Source organism: Bifidobacterium xylocopae (genome assembly GCF_003315615.1).
Classification (GTDB): Bacteria; Actinomycetota; Actinomycetes; order Actinomycetales; family Bifidobacteriaceae; genus Bombiscardovia; species Bombiscardovia xylocopae.
On record NZ_PDCH01000008.1, the window covers coordinates 68,131 to 84,203 of the forward strand.

Annotated in this window: 15 protein-coding genes; 10 read left to right on the plus strand and 5 right to left on the minus strand. The window is 67.7% G+C overall.

Translation table 11 applies throughout. The annotated features are described in order from the left end of the window. Nucleotide 1: 1 nt before the first annotated feature. The 4 genes from CRD59_RS05005 to CRD59_RS05020 form a co-directional block, all read right to left on the minus strand. A complete protein-coding gene (locus CRD59_RS05005; RefSeq protein WP_113853594.1) occupies nt 2–2,617 on the minus strand; it encodes an Ig-like domain-containing protein in 2,616 nt (871 codons plus the stop codon). Nucleotides 2,618–2,735: 118 nt separating this feature from the next. Then, the gene (locus CRD59_RS05010; RefSeq protein WP_113853595.1) at nt 2,736–3,443 is read right to left on the minus strand and encodes a non-canonical purine NTP pyrophosphatase; all 708 of its coding nucleotides are present in this window, start codon (nt 3,441–3,443) and stop codon (nt 2,736–2,738) included. Nucleotides 3,444–3,445: 2 nt separating this feature from the next. Beyond that, a complete protein-coding gene (rph, locus tag CRD59_RS05015) occupies nt 3,446–4,249 on the minus strand; it encodes a ribonuclease PH (protein ID WP_113853613.1) in 804 nt (267 codons plus the stop codon). 96 nt (nt 4,250–4,345) lie between these two features. Continuing rightward, on the minus strand, nt 4,346–5,005 hold the full coding sequence (locus CRD59_RS05020; protein ID WP_113853596.1) for a Pr6Pr family membrane protein: 660 nt from the start codon (nt 5,003–5,005) through the stop codon (nt 4,346–4,348). A gap of 170 nt (nt 5,006–5,175) precedes the next feature. Between CRD59_RS05020 and CRD59_RS05025 the strand changes: the two genes are divergently transcribed. Then, on the plus strand, nt 5,176–6,510 hold the full coding sequence (locus CRD59_RS05025; protein WP_113853614.1) for a nicotinate phosphoribosyltransferase: 1,335 nt from the start codon (nt 5,176–5,178) through the stop codon (nt 6,508–6,510). Nucleotides 6,511–6,589: 79 nt separating this feature from the next. Continuing rightward, nucleotides 6,590–7,600 (plus strand): aldo/keto reductase, encoded by a 1,011-nt coding sequence (locus CRD59_RS05030; RefSeq protein ID WP_113853597.1) that lies wholly within the window; start codon nt 6,590–6,592, stop codon nt 7,598–7,600. A gap of 106 nt (nt 7,601–7,706) precedes the next feature. On the opposite strand, the gene CRD59_RS05035 is transcribed toward CRD59_RS05030, so the two are convergent. Beyond that, a complete protein-coding gene (locus tag CRD59_RS05035; protein ID WP_201736556.1) occupies nt 7,707–8,018 on the minus strand; it encodes a DUF3039 domain-containing protein in 312 nt (103 codons plus the stop codon). Between the two features lie 266 nt (nt 8,019–8,284). Between CRD59_RS05035 and coaD the strand changes: the two genes are divergently transcribed. The 8 genes from coaD to CRD59_RS05075 all read left to right on the plus strand — a co-directional run. After that, the gene (coaD, locus tag CRD59_RS05040; RefSeq protein ID WP_113853599.1) at nt 8,285–8,776 is read left to right on the plus strand and encodes a pantetheine-phosphate adenylyltransferase; all 492 of its coding nucleotides are present in this window, start codon (nt 8,285–8,287) and stop codon (nt 8,774–8,776) included. 277 nt (nt 8,777–9,053) lie between these two features. Next, the gene (locus CRD59_RS05045; RefSeq protein ID WP_407923115.1) at nt 9,054–9,914 is read left to right on the plus strand and encodes a cell division protein; all 861 of its coding nucleotides are present in this window, start codon (nt 9,054–9,056) and stop codon (nt 9,912–9,914) included. Continuing rightward, the gene (locus tag CRD59_RS05050) at nt 9,911–10,525 is read left to right on the plus strand and encodes a YceD family protein (RefSeq protein ID WP_113853601.1); all 615 of its coding nucleotides are present in this window, start codon (nt 9,911–9,913) and stop codon (nt 10,523–10,525) included. Before CRD59_RS05045 ends, CRD59_RS05050 begins: the two co-directional genes overlap by 4 nt. 107 nt (nt 10,526–10,632) lie before the next feature. Next, on the plus strand, nt 10,633–10,830 hold the full coding sequence (rpmF, locus tag CRD59_RS05055; RefSeq protein WP_113853602.1) for a 50S ribosomal protein L32: 198 nt from the start codon (nt 10,633–10,635) through the stop codon (nt 10,828–10,830). A 163-nt stretch (nt 10,831–10,993) separates the two neighbouring features. After that, nucleotides 10,994–11,914 carry a ribonuclease III gene (rnc, locus tag CRD59_RS05060; protein ID WP_113853603.1) on the plus strand — a complete coding sequence of 307 codons (921 nt, stop codon included), beginning with the start codon at nt 10,994–10,996 and terminating at the stop codon, nt 11,912–11,914. 117 nt (nt 11,915–12,031) lie between these two features. Next, entirely contained in the window at nt 12,032–13,954 is a 1,923-nt protein-coding gene (gene ilvB, locus CRD59_RS05065) for a biosynthetic-type acetolactate synthase large subunit (protein ID WP_113853604.1), read from the plus strand. A gap of 15 nt (nt 13,955–13,969) precedes the next feature. After that, nucleotides 13,970–14,533, plus strand: coding sequence for an acetolactate synthase small subunit (ilvN, locus tag CRD59_RS05070; RefSeq protein WP_113853605.1), 564 nt, complete (start codon nt 13,970–13,972; stop codon nt 14,531–14,533). A 130-nt stretch (nt 14,534–14,663) separates the two neighbouring features. Further along, a partial coding sequence (locus CRD59_RS05075) for an ABC-F family ATP-binding cassette domain-containing protein (protein ID WP_130341223.1) occupies nt 14,664–16,073 on the plus strand: 1,410 nt, incomplete at its 3' end.

Below are 16,073 nucleotides of genomic sequence, written 5' to 3' on the forward strand. Positions count from 1 at the left end.
TTCACTGTTTCTTGGCTTTTGCGGCGACCGGATGACGGTCGCGACGTTCTTTGGCTATTACGGCCGCACCGGCCGCGGCCAGGGCTAGCGCGGCCACACCCAGGCAAGCGGCCAACGCGCTCCAGGGTCCGCCCCCGGTGAACGGCACGGCTTTTTGCCGCGGCGCCTGCCGAAGATCGACCCATTCCGGAGCCGATTCGTTGCCTACGGGATCCGTGGCACGCACACCCACCAATCCCTCGACGGTCATGCCGGCGGGTAGGGGCAGGCTCCAGGTGCCGTCCGAGCCTATCGGCACCGGTCCGGAACGGCTGCCGTCCGGCCAGACCACCGACACACTCCCGCCCGCCTGGACCGGAGCGCCGGGGGCATCCGAACTTCTGGCCACGCCCCTCACCCCCGATCGGCCGGCGGATACCACCCCCGGCTTCGGCGGGGTCATGTCCATATCGTCGGTGTGCTCGCCCAGTGCCGAGACCTTGCCGGTCCTGGTGGTCAGGCGGGCCCTGAAGACATAACGGTGGTCCCCGGAGACCGGCCGGAAGCGGCCGAGGCCAGTCAGCTCAGCCTGCCAGTCCGTGCGCCCCGCAGCCAGATTGGACCTGGTAAGGATGGGAATGGGTCTGGCCGATGGGTCCGCAGCGGGCACCGCGTCGACGCTGAGGCTGGAGCCATCGTGGGTTATCCTGGCGGAGCCGGATATGAGCCCCTTGGCGTCGGAGGGCAGTCTGCCGTCCACGGTACGCGGCGGGCGCACCCGGTCCACGCTGGGGGTGGGGTCGGCGGCTGTATAGAAGGTGACCGTCACGATGTTGGAGAAATCGGAGGTGAGCCGATCACCCGAGTTCTCCTCGGTCAGGTAGGCATGGTAACGCCGGCGGCTGCCGTCCACGTTCCCCTGGCCGTCCACTTCCGTATCGTTGTCCACGACGGACCAACGGCCCTGGTCGTCCACCTCGGCCTGCCCGATCCTGACGCCCCTGCTGCCATAATCGTTGGTCTGCTCGGCCGTGTTCTGCCGTATGGGATGCCGGGGATCCTCGGCGTAGAGGGTCACCATGTAGCGGCGCTCGGGATTGCCGCCCGACGCGGCCTGATGCCTGACCGGGGAGGTTCCCGAGACGGTCACGGTCGCGCTGCTTGAATACCCGTCCTGGCCTACCTGCCCGATGACGGGCGGGTCGGGCCGGGGAATTTGGTAGCGGCTCATGACCGTGTCGATGGTCCAGCCCGAGTCCAGCCGGGCCGCGATCTGCGCCTGGCTCATTCCGGCGGTGATGCCCGCATCCGGGTTGTAGGCGTCCTTGTTGACGGACGTGTCACAGCCGGACGTCCTTCCGTCCGCACCGGTGCTGACCGGCCAGGTCACCAACTTGAAATAACCGTCCAACCCGTCGGCCCTCTTGGCTTTCTCGAAGTCGATCGACCCGTCCGCCAGCTGGGCGCTCGCACCTCCACCGGCCCCGGCTGCCAGCAGGTTGTTGGTCTTGCCGCCCTTCGCCGCCTCGTTGAACGCCGCCCATGTACTCGGATAGGCAGGTGGGGTGCCCGGGGCGACCGGGTGCTGGCCGTCCACCCGCTGGACCGTGGGCGTCAGCGAGGAGACCGGCTGCCAGTACCGGCCGTCCTTGAGTCCGATCCACTGATAGTAGAAGGAGGTGGTGCGCGAACACGGGTACCCCCGGCCGTAGGCGGGGTTGTACCAGTAGACGAAGAACGAACGGGGCGGGGCAACACCCGGTGCGCTCCTGCCCCGGAAACCATAGTCGGCCACCATGCCCCAATTGGACTGGCCACCGCTGAACAGGGACGGATAGCCGTCCCAACCCACGAAGGACATGGGACCGTTGCAGGCTCCCCCGACACTGCCGGCCACACAATCCGGTGTGTAGACGTAAGCCGGGTAGTCTTCGGCTATGTTGGTGACGTACCTGTAGTCGAAATCGGCGGAAGGCCTCAGCGTCAGGGTGTCGATGCCCTTGTCCCAGCGGGCGTGCTCCCTGCCGGCGATCGCGTAGACGAACTGGTTGAGCTTGGCGCCCCCCACCCGGCGCGGGTCCACCCGTTCACTGTCCGAGCCATCGTAATTAGCTGATCCGGCGGCGTCCGGATAGTTCACATCCCCCTCCAGGGAGATGGTCAGGTAGTCGTACTTACCGGAGTTGACCACCTGGTGGATCGTGTAGTACTGGTCGACGTTCGCGGCCCAGCGGGCGGCCCCGTCCTGCCCCATGGTGTTGAGGTATTTGGCCCTGGAGAAGTACCAGTAGGGGTTGTCGTTGACCCCCCAGTAGGCATACACGAAGGACAGGCCGCACTTGCCGGAACCGTCGTACCGGCCCACCGGCACACAGCCCGGGTCCATCTGCCCATGTGCCAGCCTGAGGACGAAATCCATGCGCAGCTCGTCGTTCTGGGTGTCGATGCGGCTGTTGTAGGCCAGCATCCTGTAGAGCTGGGGCTTGGGATCGGCCGGCGTGGAGTCAAGGGGGTCGGCATGGGCTTCGGGTGCCCGCCCGGAAGGCGCGGCCGCCGGCAGGAGCAGACAGGACAGAGCGACCAGAAGAGCGGTCAGCGCATATGCCAGCCGCCCTCGGCCTCCCCTCCTGTTGTTCACAGCGTCTCAGCCCCTCATCAGCACTTTGTCCCCGTTTCCAATTCAAGTTTAGGACGGGTCTCGCCAGCGGCAAGTCCAATCGAACAGGGGCGTGGCGGCCCTGACTGGGCCGGTTCGCTCAGGACAGGGCCCGGATGAGGATGGGCATGATGGCCTTCAGGGCCTTTCCCCGGTGCGATATGGCGTTTTTTTCGGCCGGTTCAAGCTCGGCGCTGGTCAATTCGACCCCCGCCCGCCTGGCCCGCTCGGGCTGGTCGTCGGGCACGAAGATGGGGTCATAGCCGAATCCCTGGTCGCCGCGGGGCCGGTGGACCAGGTGGCCGTCCATGCGTCCGGTGCGGATGAACTCGGTGGGTCCTTTACGGTCGGCCACTTCCTCCTTGCCCATGCCCGCCGGCAGCACCAGGGCCGCGGCGGTGACGAACCGGGCACCGAGATCATCCTCGGAGAGGTCCTTGAGCTGGGCCAGCAGCAGGCGCATGTTGGCGCGGTCGTCGCCATGCACCCCAGACCAACGGGCGGACAGGATGCCGGGGGCTGCCCCCATCACATCCACCACCAGGCCGGAGTCGTCGGCAATCGCCGGCAGGCCGGTGCGTTCGGTCACATCCCCGGCTTTGAGCAAGGCGTTCTGTTCGAATGTCAATCCGGTCTCCACCGGATCCGGCAGGCCCAGCTGGCCGGCCGACACCAATGTGAAGCGTTCCATCCGGGCGGCCTGCTCGCCGGGCAACCCATGGATGCAGGCATCCAGGATGGACCGCATCTCCGCCAGCTTGCCCTCGTTGTGGGTCGCCACCACAATCCGTGCATCACCGTCAGCCATCGTCATCCCTCCTTGGCGTCCGCGGAACGCACGGTTTGACCTGGCTCGGCGTCCAGGGACCGACGCTGCAGGACCTGAAGGGCCTTGTTGCCCTTGGTCGCCAGGTCCAGCAGGGTCCCCAGCTCATCACGGTTGAAGGGCCGGTGTTCGGCTGTGCCTTGGATTTCGATGAAATCGCCCTCGCCGGTCATGGCCACGTTCATGTCGGTCATGGCCCGGCTGTCCTCGACATACGGCAGGTCCAGCATGGGCCGCCCGTCGATGACGCCGACGGACACGGCCGACACCTGGCTGGAAAGCGCCCGCTCGGCGCTCTTGATGTGCCCTTTGCGCTCAGCCCAGCGCAAGGCGTCGGCCAAGGCGACCCAAGCGCCCGTGACCGATGCGGTGCGGGTGCCTCCGTCGGCCTGGAGGACATCGCAGTCGATCTGCACCTGGTTGTCGCCCAGGGCCTTCATGTTCACCACGCCGCGCAGGCAGCGCCCGATCAGGCGGGAGATCTCCTGGGTGCGTCCGCCCACCTTGCCGCGCACCGACTCACGGGCAGTGCGTTCCGAGGTGGCCCGGGGGAGCATGGCGTATTCGGCGGTGACCCAGCCCAGTCCGGAGTCCTTGCGCCAACGGGGCACGGTCGGTGTGAACGAAGCCGTGCACAACACACGGGTGCCGCCGCATTCAATCAGGACCGACCCCTCCGGGGCCTGGGTCCACCCGCGCGTGATCCGCACGGGCCGCAGCTCGTCCGCCGCGCGTCCGTCCGGCCGAATCACCGTGCCCTCCGCGATCATGTCCGCTATAGCTGCCATATTGTCCATCCGCCTTTCACCCGGTCGGCGAAATCCGCCCGGGGTCATCGCAACCCTTTGCTGGGCTTTTCTACCCCCATATATACGTGACCGGCCCTACGAACCGCGCCCCGCACGCAGTCCGGCGCGCCTGGGCAGGATCCGGTCCAGCAAGAAGAGCGCCAGTCCGATCGCGAAGCAGACCAGCAGGTATCCGGACGCATTGATGGTCAGTCGCGCCCATCCCAGGGTGTGCAGGTCAAGGGCCGGATACGGGTATGCCGAAGCCAGCGATCCGGCGCCTGAACCGGCTCCCGAATGCGGCCAAATCGCCGCTCGGACCAGCACGAAGGCCAGATAACACGGCAGGTAGGCCATCCACGAGAGCGTGTAGTGCCAGGGGAAGCGCCTGTGGGGGTCGAACACAAGGAAGTCCAGCAGGGCCATGGCCGGCAGGAGGCCCCGGGTGATCAGACCCACTGGCACACCCCAGGCACGGGGGCCGTCCAGGAGTCCGGCCGTCCCCTGGAATGCCCAGGCCGCCGCAGCACCGATCAGGGCGTAGATGACCGCGAAACCCTTGAACCAGGCCGGAGGCTCAACCCCTTTGAGTAAGCTGGCGGCACCGGCCCAGAGCATGATGAGCGCCAGCAGGAAGGATGCCTGGAAGTCCAGCGGCACCCAGGCGCGTCCCAGCCCTTGGAACCAGCCCCGGTATGTGGCAGCGAGCGCGAAGGCGGCCATGGCAAGCCGGTAGAAGGAGGCCAGAAATCTCATAGGGTCAGCTTAGGACCAAGCCTTGGCAAGCCCGTCGCGGCCGCCCCCCTATCAGGTCTGACGGCTAAGCTGGGGGCGAGTGGCCGGACCCTGGCCGGCGCGCCTTACCGGGGGGACGGCATGCGGCAGCGAGAGCCAGGGGCGCGCAGAAACGAGCGGGAGCCATGAGCATGAACCCGACCACCGATGCATCCACGTCCTTGCTGACGGACATGTACGAGTACACGATGCTGGACGCCGCCCTGCAGGACGGCACCGCCGACCGGCGCTGTGTCTTCGAGGTCTACACCCGCCACCTTCCCGATGGCCGGCGTTACGGGGTGACGGCCGGTGCCGGCCGATTGATGGAGGCCATCGGCGCCTTCCGCCCCTCCGAGGACGACCTGCGTTTCCTGGCCGACCGCCATATCGTGAGTGCGCGGACCCTGCGCTGGCTGGAGGGCTACCGGTTCTCGGGCTCGATCAGCGGCTACCGGGAAGGCGAGCCCTTCTTCCCCGACTCCCCCGTCCTGCAGGTGGAGGGCACCTTCGCCGAGTGCACATTGCTGGAGACGCTTGTATTGTCGGTCCTGAACTACGACTCGGCCGTGGCTTCGGCGGCCTCCCGCATGGTCTCGGCCGCCGGGGGACGGCCCTGCATGGACATGGGCGCCCGACGGACGAACGAATGGGCGGCGGTCTCGGCGGCCCGATCCGCGGTGATCGGTGGCTTCCAAGGCACCTCCAACCTCCAGGCCGCCAAACTCTACGACCTGCCCGCAATCGGCACCGCCGCCCACTGCTTCACCCTCCTGCACGACAGCGAGCGCGACGCCTTCGTCTCCCAGATCCAGGCCTTCGGCAAGGGCACCACCCTGCTGACCGATACCTACTCGGTCGAGGAGGCCGTCAGGACGGCGGTCGAAGTGGCCGGGCCGGACCTGGGCGGGGTGCGCCTGGATTCAGGCGATCTGGCCTCGCTGGCCCAGCAGGTGCGCACCCAGCTGGACACGCTGGGGGCCACGAAAGCCACAATCACCGTGACCAATGACCTGGACGAGTATGCGATCGCGGCCCTGAGCCGGGCGCCGGTCGACTCCTACGGGGTGGGCACCCAGCTGGTCACCGGTTCGGGCGCACCCACCTGCGCCATGGTCTACAAGCTGGTGGAGCGGGAGGGCGCTGATGGATCGATGGTCCCCGTGGCCAAGAGGTCGGCCGGCAAAGCGTCGGTGCCGGGTCGCAAACTGGCGTTCCGCTCCTACGCCGACGGGCGGGCCACAGCCGAGCACGTGGTCGCCGGCGGCGAGCGGGCCCTGGCCGGCTTCCACACGCCCGACGGTTGGAGGGGCCTGCTGGTGCCGTATATCAGCGAGGGCCAGGTGAACCCCGAATTCGTGGGCCACGATGCCCTCCTGCGGGCACGCGACCGGCGGACGCAGGCCCTGGCCGAGCTGCCCATCGCCGCCATGAGCCTGATGAAGGGCGAACCGGTCCTGCCCACCCTCACCCAGGTCATCGCCTGACCGATGCCCGCACACCCGTCAATCCAGGCCGGACCACACTGTTCAGGGGGACGATCCCCCCGGGGAAGAAGGAATCCAGATGGCTGAATACGCCAAGGAATACACGCCGGCATCGGACCGCTACGCGTCCATGACCTACCGCCGCAGCGGGGCCAGCGGCCTCAGGCTGCCGGCGGTCTCGCTGGGTCTGTGGCACAACTTCGGCGACCTTACTCCGGTCGAGCATATGAAGGACATGCTCTTCACGGCTTTCGACAACGGGATCACCCATTTCGACCTGGCCAACAATTACGGCCCGGAGCCCGGCGCCGCCGAACGGCATGCCGGCTCGATCCTGTCCCGCGACTTCGGCCGCCACCGCGACGAGCTGGTCATCTCCACCAAGGCCGGCTTCGAGATGTGGGAGGGGCCCTACGGGGATTGGGGCAGCCGCAAGTACCTGCTGGCCAGCCTGGACCAGAGCCTCGAACGCCTGGGCCTCGAATATGTGGACATCTTCTACCACCACCGCCCCGACCCGGAGACGCCCCTGGAGGAGACCATGGGCGCCCTGGCCCAGGCGGTCTCTTCGGGCAAGGCCCTGTATGTGGGCTTGTCCAATTACGACGGTCCGACGCTTGAGCGGGCCACGGCCATCCTGAAGGAGCTGCACTGCCCCTTCATCATCTGCCAGAACCGCTACTCCATCTTCGACCGGACCATCGAACGCAACGGACTCAAAACCGCCGCCGCCAAGCTGGGCAAGGGCATCATCACCTACTCCCCCTTGGCTCAGGGTCTGCTGACCGACCGCTACCTGGACGGCATCCCGGACGACTCAAGAATCAAGGTGGACGGACGCTTCCTCCAATCCGACGCCCTGACCCGGCAGCGGCTGGAACAGATCCGCGAACTCAACCGCCTGGCCGGCGAGCGCGGACAGACCCTGGCCGAGATGGCCCTGGCCTGGATCCTGCGCGACGATTCGGTCACCTCGGTCCTGATCGGCGCCTCCAAGCCCCGGCAGATTCTGGACAATATCGGAGCCCTGGGCAACACGGCCTTCTCCGCCGAGGAGCTCGCCGCGATTGACCGCGCCTCCTTGGACTGAGCCCCGACCGGTCCTGCGGACATAAACCGACCTCCGCCGTCAGCCATTGAAAGCCGGCGGCGGAGGTCGGTGCGAATATATGCAGGCGGCGCGCAGACCCTGCGGCTCAGAACCCGCCCTGCTTCATCTGCTCGTAGATGCGCTTGCAGTCCGGGCAGACCGGGTACCGCGAGGGGTCGTGCCTGGGCACCCAGACCTTGCCGCACAGGGCCACCACCGGCCGCCCGGTCAGCTTGGACTCGGCGATTTTGTCGGCGGAGACGTAGTGGGAGTACCGGTCCGCATCCCCGTTGTCGCTGTGCTGCGTCTCCTCGCGGGTCTCGGGCCGTTCGAGCACGGCCGTGCCGCCGCCCTCCTCCGGGCTGGACAGGGGGCTGCCGCCCTCCTCATCCGCATATTGCTTCACTCTTGCACTCATGCCCTCCATCATACCCGCCAACCCCCCTTGATTCCATGAAACCACTGGCGGCGCAACGGGGCGCAGCCAGGCGCAATCCCCCATATCGTCTTCCCTGCTTCTTCGGGACCCGACCGACCCTGCTGGCGGCTGCTCCGGCGGTCCGCCGAACCTGTCCCATTCTTGCGCGAACGCCCGCGCAAGGACCCTCCGGAGGGGTGAATGCAGCACGTGCGGGTGATCCACGGAGGTTGGTTGCGCTCCCCGGTGCGCGGTAGGCTTGGCATATGACTATTGCTGTATGCCCCGGGTCCTACGATCCGGTCACTTCCGGGCACCTGGACGTGATCGAGCGATCCGCCTCCTTCTTCGACCAGGTCCACGTGGTGGTGGCCGTCAATATGGCCAAGACGCCGCTGTTCCCCGAGCAGGAGCGCGTCTCGATGATCCACGAGGCACTGGCTGCGGACGGCTACTCCGACATCAGGGTGGCATCCACCGATGGGCTGATCACCGACTACTGCAAGCGGGTGGGGGCCACGGTCATTGTCAAGGGGCTGCGGCAGAACGGCGACTACGAGGCTGAGCTGGGCATGGCCCTGGTCAACCGCAAGCTGTCGGGCGTGGAGACCCTGTTCCTGCCGGCCGACCCCCTGCGTGAGCACATCTCCTCCACGATCGTGAAGGACGTGGCCCGCCACGGCGGCAATATAGAAGGCATGGTGCCGGACAACGTGATCGGCAGACTGCAGGCGGCGATGAGCGAAGGAAGGGGCTGACATGGCGGCAGGCACAGGCGGCAGGCGAGACGGCGGGGCGGAAGGGCGAAAGGGCCCGGCCGGCGCGGACCCGGATGCGCGCTTCAAACCGGCCGCATCAGTCACCGACCTGCCGGCGCACAGCAAGTCCATCCGAGGCGAGCGTCCTGCGGACGACGACAGCACCAACTCCTCTATGATCGCCTCCAAATCCAAGCGTGATCCGGCGAAAGGGCCCGGCGGCAGCGGTAACCCCGGTGCGACCGGGCACCTGACCGGAACCGGCTCCCTGCCCGGTCTGAGGACCGCAGCCAAGGGTAGGGCGCACAGCGACCGGCGCACCCCCACATCGACCGGCGCATCCCTGCCGGCCGCGAAACAAGCCGACCGGGCACAGGCCAGCGAGGGGACATCCACCAGGACCGGCATCCGGGCGGCCGCACAGGACCGGGCATCGGACGCACCCGGCGCGTCCTCCACCGTCCCGGCTTCCGCCCGCTTGGAAGCCTCGCCTGCCCATGACCGCCAGCCCAAGCCCGCATCCCCGGAGCGCGACCTGCCGGCCTTGCCGGACATGCGCGAGGAAAAGAACTCGGAGCCGGCCACCCCGGCCTCCCGTGAGGAGTTCACGACCGTCTACGACATCATCGACCAGATGGAGAGCCTGCTGGATGAGGCCAAATCATCGGTCTTCTCCCCCTCCGTGGCCAAGGTGGACCGCGAGGAGTTCATGTCCTCCCTCGCCGACCTCAAGAAGATGCTGCCGGTGCAGCTTGAGCGCGCCTCGGCTCTGATGCGCGAGGCGGAACGGCGTCTCGACACCGCCCAGACCCAGGCCAATGCGATCATCTCCCAGGCCCAGAGCCAGGCTGCGGACGTGGTCAGGGAGGCCGGTGAGCAAGCCGAGTTCCTGGCCGGCCAGGAGAATGTGGTCGCCATCGCCCAGCGCAAGGCTCAGACCATCATCGACCAGGCTCAAGCCCACAGCGATAAGCTCGTCCAGGGGGCCAACGAGTATTCAGCCAAGGTGATGGAGGCCTTGAGCGGGCAGCTGGACCACTACCGGCAGGACGTGCAGGCCGGTCTCGGGGTCCTGCGCGAACGCGAACGCGAGGCCGCCTCCAAGCTGAACCAATCGTATGCGGAGGACGATTCATGACGAACGCGGCAAGCTCGCCCTGGGCGATCCCTGTGGCCCAAGTGGCCCAGAGGCCCGGGCAGAGCAAGGAGATCGACGGGGACTTCCCCGCACCCAGCGGAATCGGCGACCGGATCGTCGGCGTCAACGAGGGCGAACCGGTCCATGTGTCCGGTTCCATGGACTCGATTGTCGATGGCCTGGTCTTCAACGCCCATATCAGCGCCCCCATGCACGCCGAGTGCACCCGCTGCCTGAAACCCCTCTCCGGCCCCAAGGAGCTGGATCTGGTGGCTTTCTTCCCCTATGAGTACCAACACGAGGGCCGCGACTTCAAGGGCGACGTGGAGATTGTCGCCGGCGAGGAGGAGGCCGGCGACGGCAACACCTACCCACTGGCGGATTCAGGCAACGTCGCGGACATCGAAGCCCTCCTGCGCGACAACCTGGTCGAGGCCATGCCCCTCAAGGTCCTGTGCAAGCCCGATTGCAAGGGCCTGTGCGCCCAGTGCGGCATCAACCTGAACGAACACCCGGACCACCACCACGAGATCAGGGACGACCGCTGGGACGCCCTCGCCGGTCTCAAGGCCCGGCTGGAAGCCCAGGCGGAGGGCACGGGCAAAGAGTGATGCGGCTTCGGCTGACCCGCCGGCGCCCGCTGGCCTTTGGCCAGGGTATGCGCTAGACTGCTGTAGGCTTAAGCTCAATGTGATTTCGATCGGAACAGAGGAAGACAATGGCACTGCCAAAGTACAAGACTTCGCGCGCCAACACGCATTCGCGCCGCGCCAACTGGAAGACCCAGGCCGTGAGCACGGTCACCTGCCCCAACTGCGGCGCCCCGACCCTGCCCCACATGGCCTGCCCCTCCTGCGGCACCTTCCGCGGCCGCGTCTACAAGGACGCCATGCGTTCCAAGTTCGCCGCCAAGTGAGCATGGACCCCGCCCGGCGCCGCTGAGCACCGGCGGGAGCGCAGCAACCATGAACCCTGCCATCGACGGGTGGCGGGGTTCTTTTATACTCGGCAGTAACGGCACCCGGCGGCAAGTGCGGCCTGGGCCGTCAGACGGCTACAGGGCGAGGCAAGGAGCGGACATGACCTCATCGACACAGGCGGACGGCACATCGGCGGCCGGTCACACCAAGGCGGAAACACAGGACACAGCTGACGGACGGGGGCCGCAAGGGCCCAGATCCCAGGAACTGCCCGCACGGGAGCTCTTCAAGGCCCTGGGCCAGACCCTCAAACCCGACCTGCTGGTCCACGCGCTCACCCACCGTTCCTTCGCCCACGAGCACGAGGGCATGCCCAACAACGAACGCCTGGAGTTTCTGGGCGATGCCGTCCTGGAGCTGGTCTCCACCGAGACCCTCTACCGGACCCATCCCGACATGAACGAGGGGCAGCTGGCCAAGATGCGCGCCAAGGCGGTCTCGGAGGAGGCCCTGTCGGCCATCGCACGCACCAAACTCCATTTGGGCCAGTACATACTGCTGGGCCACGGGGAGGCCGAATCCGGGGGCAGCGACAAGGATTCCATCCTGTGCGACACGGTCGAGGCCCTGATCGGTGCGGTCTTCATCGAGCACGGCATAGAGGGCGCACGCACCACGGTCCACATGCTGGTGGACGACACCCTGGCCGAGGTGGCCACCGAAGGCCCCGCCCTCGACTGGAAGACCTCGATCAGTGTCAAGGCCCGCAAGCTGGGCCTCGGCCAGCCGGACTACCGCATGTCCGTCTCCGGTCCCGACTACGCGCAGGTCTTCACAGCCGACCTCATCCTCGAGGGCACCCGCGAGGCCATAGGCCAGGGTCGTGCCTCCAGCAAGCGCAAGGCCCAGCTGGCGGCCGCCGAGAAAGCCTGGAAGGCGCTGGACGACAACGGCACGGTGGCCCGCCTGCGAGACCAGCAGTCCGCCGGTCGACGCTCGGCGCAGGACCGGTCCCGGACCGGGGCGGACGAGGCGACAACCGGTGACGAGGAGCCGCAAACCGCGGAGGGAACCGCCTGAGCCTTCCTTCCTGCGCTGCCCGTCGGCCGGTACAGGGACGGCGGTCCCCGGGCCCCTCCACCCGCCAGGCCCAGCCCCCCGTTTAGACTGGAAGACAACCAGAAGGAGAGGAGCACGATGGCACTGCCGACGCCCTTGCAAGCATTCAGCTCGGCCCCGAAGGAGCCAGCCAGGACCGGGGAAGGAGGGCAGGATCCTGTCGGGGAGGCGATGAACGGGGCCCAGGCCCTGGTCCGCTCCCTGGAGGACCTGGGCGTCTCGGTCGTCTTCGGCCTGCCCGGCGGCCAGATCCTGCCGGTCTTCGATGCCATGGGGTCCGACAGCAGGTTCCGCTTCGTCCTGACCCGCTCCGAGCAGGCGGCCGGTCAGGCGGCGGAAGGATACGCACTGGCGAACGGCAATGTGGGTGTCTGCCTGGTATCGTCCGGTGCCAGCGCCACGAACATGGTCACCCCGATTGCGGAGGCGGCCAGGGATTCCATCCCCCTGGTGATCGTCACCGGCCAGGTGGGCGTCCGGGCCATGGGGTCGGATGCCTTCCAGGAGGTCGATATCCTGGGCATCACCTACCCCGTGGTCAAGCACTCCTACCTGGTCACCAAGGCCCAGGACATCCCCCGCGTGATGGCCGAGGCCTATTACATCGCCCGGACCGGCAGGCCCGGCCCTGTCCTGATCGACCTGACCCGCACCGCGCAGACCGAGGCCATGTCCTATTCCTGGCCCCAGCGGATGATCCTGCCTGGCTACAAGCCCACCACCAAGGCCCACGGGCATGTGCTCCAGGATGCCTCGGATCTCCTGACCCGCGCCTACCGGCCCTTGCTCTACGTGGGCGGCGGGGCCGTCCGGGCCCGGGCCGGCGAGCAGGTGGCCACGCTGGCCCGGTTGGCCGGCGCCCCTGTGGTGACCACCCTCTCCTCCCGTGGCATCATACCCGACAGCGATGAGCATGCACTCGGCATGCCCGGCGTGCATGGCTCGGTGGCGGCGAACGGAGCCATCCAGGAGTGCGACCTCCTGGTCGCCATCGGCGCCCGCTTCGACGACCGTGTCACCGGCGACCTGGGCCGGTTCGCCCCCGGCGCCAAGGTGGTCCACATCGACATCGACCCGGCTGAAATCGGCAAGACCCGGCCCGTGGATGTGCCGATCGTAGGAGATGTGGCACAGGTGCTCGACGACCTGAACCTGGAGCTGCCCAAAGCCCAGGAGCGGCTGGGCCGGACCGACCTGGCCCCCTGGTGGCAGCAGATCCACGCCTGGCAGGCCGCCTACCCGCCCGCATACGAGCCGGCTCCGGAGGGCGTGTTGTCCCCCCAGTGGGCCGTGCAGGAACTGGGCCGCCTGGCCGCGCCGGACACGGTATGGGTCACCGGTGTGGGGCAGCACCAGATCTGGGCCAGCCAATTCCTGGATTTCGAACATCCGGGCTCCTGGGTCACCTCCTGCGGACTGGGGGTCATGGGCTTCGGGCTGCCGGCCGCGATAGGCGCGGCGGTGGGCCTGGATGGCTCCCGCCCGGTCTGGCTGATCGGTGGGGACGGCGGTTTCCAGGTCTCCTCCGGCGAGCTGGCCGTGGCTAGGCAGCTGGGCCTGCCCATCAAGATCGCCATACTGAACAATTCCTCATACGGTTTGATCCGCCAGTGGCAGACCCTCTTCTACGGTGGCCGCCACTGCCAGACCGACCTCAACGACGGTGGCCCGGACTCCGCAGGGACGGGTGCGGCCGGGGTCCCCCAGGTCCCGGACCTGGTGCGCCTGGCGCAGGCCTACGACTGCCTGGGGCTCAGGGCATCGACGCCGGACGAGGCCACCGAGGCCATCGAGCGGGCCCTGGCGGAGAGCGAGCGCCCGACCCTGATAGACCTGCGCGTATGGCCGGACGCCCAGGTCTGGCCACTGGTCCCGCCGGGGGGCTCGAACAGCGACCTCCTCTACCGGCCCGGCGTCAGCCCGCTGGCAGTCCGGCCACCGGCGCAGGACCCGGCCACCGGCGCAGGACCCGTATCCGGCAGTGAACAGACCGGGCGTTAAGGAAAGGCAGCGATCATGGTCAAGAATGTCACGACCCTAGCGAGCGGCCCCCAGCACACGCTGTCGATTCTGGTGGAGAACCGGCCCGGCGCCTTGACGCGCATCACCGGCCTCTTCGCCAGGCGCTCCTTCAACATCCTCTCGCTCACCGCCTCTTCCACCGAGCGTTCGGACATCTCCCGCATCACCGTCACCACCGACGCGGAGGGCGCCCCCCTGGAGCAGATCATCAAACAACTGAACAAACTCCTCCATGTGCTCAAGATCGTGGAGTTGGACCCGGCCCAGACGGTGGAGCGCGAGCTCATCCTGGTCAAGGTCAAGGCCAATGAACGCACCCGGTCGGATGTACTGGAGATTGTCAAGCTCTTCCGCGTCCGCGTGGTCGATGTCCACCCAGAGTCGCTCACCATCGAAGCGACCGGCGCCCAAGGCAAGCTGGACGCCCTCCTGGGACTCCTGGCCCCGTATGGCGTGGTTGAGCTGGTCCGCTCCGGAGCGGTCGCGGTCACTCGCGGCCCCAAGGCCCTGACCGAGAAGGTGCCCGACACCGAGCTTGGCATCCAGGCCGCGCGCTGAGCAGCCCTTGGGCGTACGCCGGCCACCTGCCGGCGGCCGCGCGCTTCCCCGCCCGCACCGGCCGGACTCCTGCCGGACCTGGGCCTGGAGCGGAGGCGGCGTTCCAGGCCGCGCGCTAGATTGGTGAATCATGCCTACGTATGATCTTGGTTTGGAACACGTCTCCCTCTCCTTCGCGACCAAGGACATCTTCGACGATGTGACCCAAGGCGTCTTCGAGGGTGACCGCATCGGGATCGTGGGGCGCAACGGCGACGGGAAATCCACGCTCCTGCAGCTCCTGTCCGGCGGACGCGAGCCTGATTCCGGCCGTGTGACCAGGCGCGGCGGCCTGACCTTCGGCATGCTCGCCCAGCGCGACCCCCTCAACGACGAAGACAGCCTGCGCAAGGCGGCCCTGGGCGAACGCGAGGACTATGAGTGGGCGGCCGACCCCAAATCCCGGGAGATCGTGGAGACCCTCCTGGCCGACATGGATCTGGATGCCCCGGTGGGTTCCCTGTCCGGCGGCCAGCGGCGGCGGGCCGACCTGGCCCGTCTCCTCCTCCAGGACTGGGACATCCTGGCCCTGGACGAGCCCACCAACCACTTGGACATCGTCACCATCCACTGGCTGGCCGAGCACCTGAGGAACCGCTGGGCCAAGGGATCGGGCGCCCTGCTGGTCGTCACCCACGACCGCTGGTTCCTGGACGAGGTCTGCTCCCGCATGTGGGAGGTGCACGACGGCGCGATCGACCCCTTCGAGGGCGGCTATTCGGCCTATATGCTCCAACGGGTGGAGCGCGACCGCCAGGCGGACGTGGCCGAGACCAAGCGGCGGAACCTGGCCCGCAAGGAGCTGGCCTGGCTCACCCGTGGCGCCCGGGCCCGCGCCACCAAGCAGAAGTTCCACGTCAAGGCCGCCAACGAGCTGATCGCGGACGTGCCGCCCATGCGCGACACCCTGGAGCTCAAACGGATGGCCACCTCCCGCCTGGGCAAGCAGGTGGTGGACCTGAAGGATGTGACCAAGACCTATCCCCTGGCTCCGGCGGCAGCTGACCGAAGCGGAGCGGACGGCGGCACGGGCGATAACGGCACGGACACGGCCCTCCCCGAGACCGGCAGGACGCCCAGCGCCGGCGCCACCCCCTCCCGCACGGTGATCGACGACGTGACCTGGCTGATCGGCCCGGGCGACCGTTTCGGCATCGTCGGCGCCAACGGGGCGGGCAAGTCCACCCTCCTGGGCCTGATCGACGGCTCGATCGAGCCCACCTCCGGTCGGGTGAGGATCGGCAAGACCGTCAAGTTCGCGGTCCTGAGCCAGCGCCTGGATGAGCTGGAGGAGCTGGGCCGGTACAAGATCCGCGAGGTCCTCTCCCGCTACAAGGCCTCCTACGAGCTGGACGGCAAGGAGGTCACCCCGGCCCAGCTGATGGAGCGGCTGGGCTTCTCCTCGGCCCAGCTGATGACCCGCATCGCCGACCTGTCCGGCGGCCAGAAGCGCCGCATGCAGCTCCTGCTCATCCTGCTGGACGAACCCAACGTGCTGATC

What these genes read in the sequence shown, in the direction of transcription:
- CRD59_RS05035 (WP_201736556.1), bottom strand. Translation starts at nt 8,018, where the DNA reads ATGAGTGCAAGAGTGAAGCAATATGCGGATGAGGAGGGCGGCAGCCCC.
- ilvN (WP_113853605.1), top strand. Translation starts at nt 13,970, where the DNA reads ATGGTCAAGAATGTCACGACCCTAGCGAGCGGCCCCCAGCACACGCTG.
- rpmF (WP_113853602.1), top strand. Translation starts at nt 10,633, where the DNA reads ATGGCACTGCCAAAGTACAAGACTTCGCGCGCCAACACGCATTCGCGC.
- CRD59_RS05025 (WP_113853614.1), top strand. Translation starts at nt 5,176, where the DNA reads ATGAACCCGACCACCGATGCATCCACGTCCTTGCTGACGGACATGTAC.
- rph (WP_113853613.1), bottom strand. Translation starts at nt 4,249, where the DNA reads ATGGCAGCTATAGCGGACATGATCGCGGAGGGCACGGTGATTCGGCCG.
- CRD59_RS05010 (WP_113853595.1), bottom strand. Translation starts at nt 3,443, where the DNA reads ATGGCTGACGGTGATGCACGGATTGTGGTGGCGACCCACAACGAGGGC.
- ilvB (WP_113853604.1), top strand. Translation starts at nt 12,032, where the DNA reads ATGGCACTGCCGACGCCCTTGCAAGCATTCAGCTCGGCCCCGAAGGAG.
- rnc (WP_113853603.1), top strand. Translation starts at nt 10,994, where the DNA reads ATGACCTCATCGACACAGGCGGACGGCACATCGGCGGCCGGTCACACC.
- coaD (WP_113853599.1), top strand. Translation starts at nt 8,285, where the DNA reads ATGACTATTGCTGTATGCCCCGGGTCCTACGATCCGGTCACTTCCGGG.
- CRD59_RS05020 (WP_113853596.1), bottom strand. Translation starts at nt 5,005, where the DNA reads ATGAGATTTCTGGCCTCCTTCTACCGGCTTGCCATGGCCGCCTTCGCG.
- CRD59_RS05050 (WP_113853601.1), top strand. Translation starts at nt 9,911, where the DNA reads ATGACGAACGCGGCAAGCTCGCCCTGGGCGATCCCTGTGGCCCAAGTG.
- CRD59_RS05030 (WP_113853597.1), top strand. Translation starts at nt 6,590, where the DNA reads ATGGCTGAATACGCCAAGGAATACACGCCGGCATCGGACCGCTACGCG.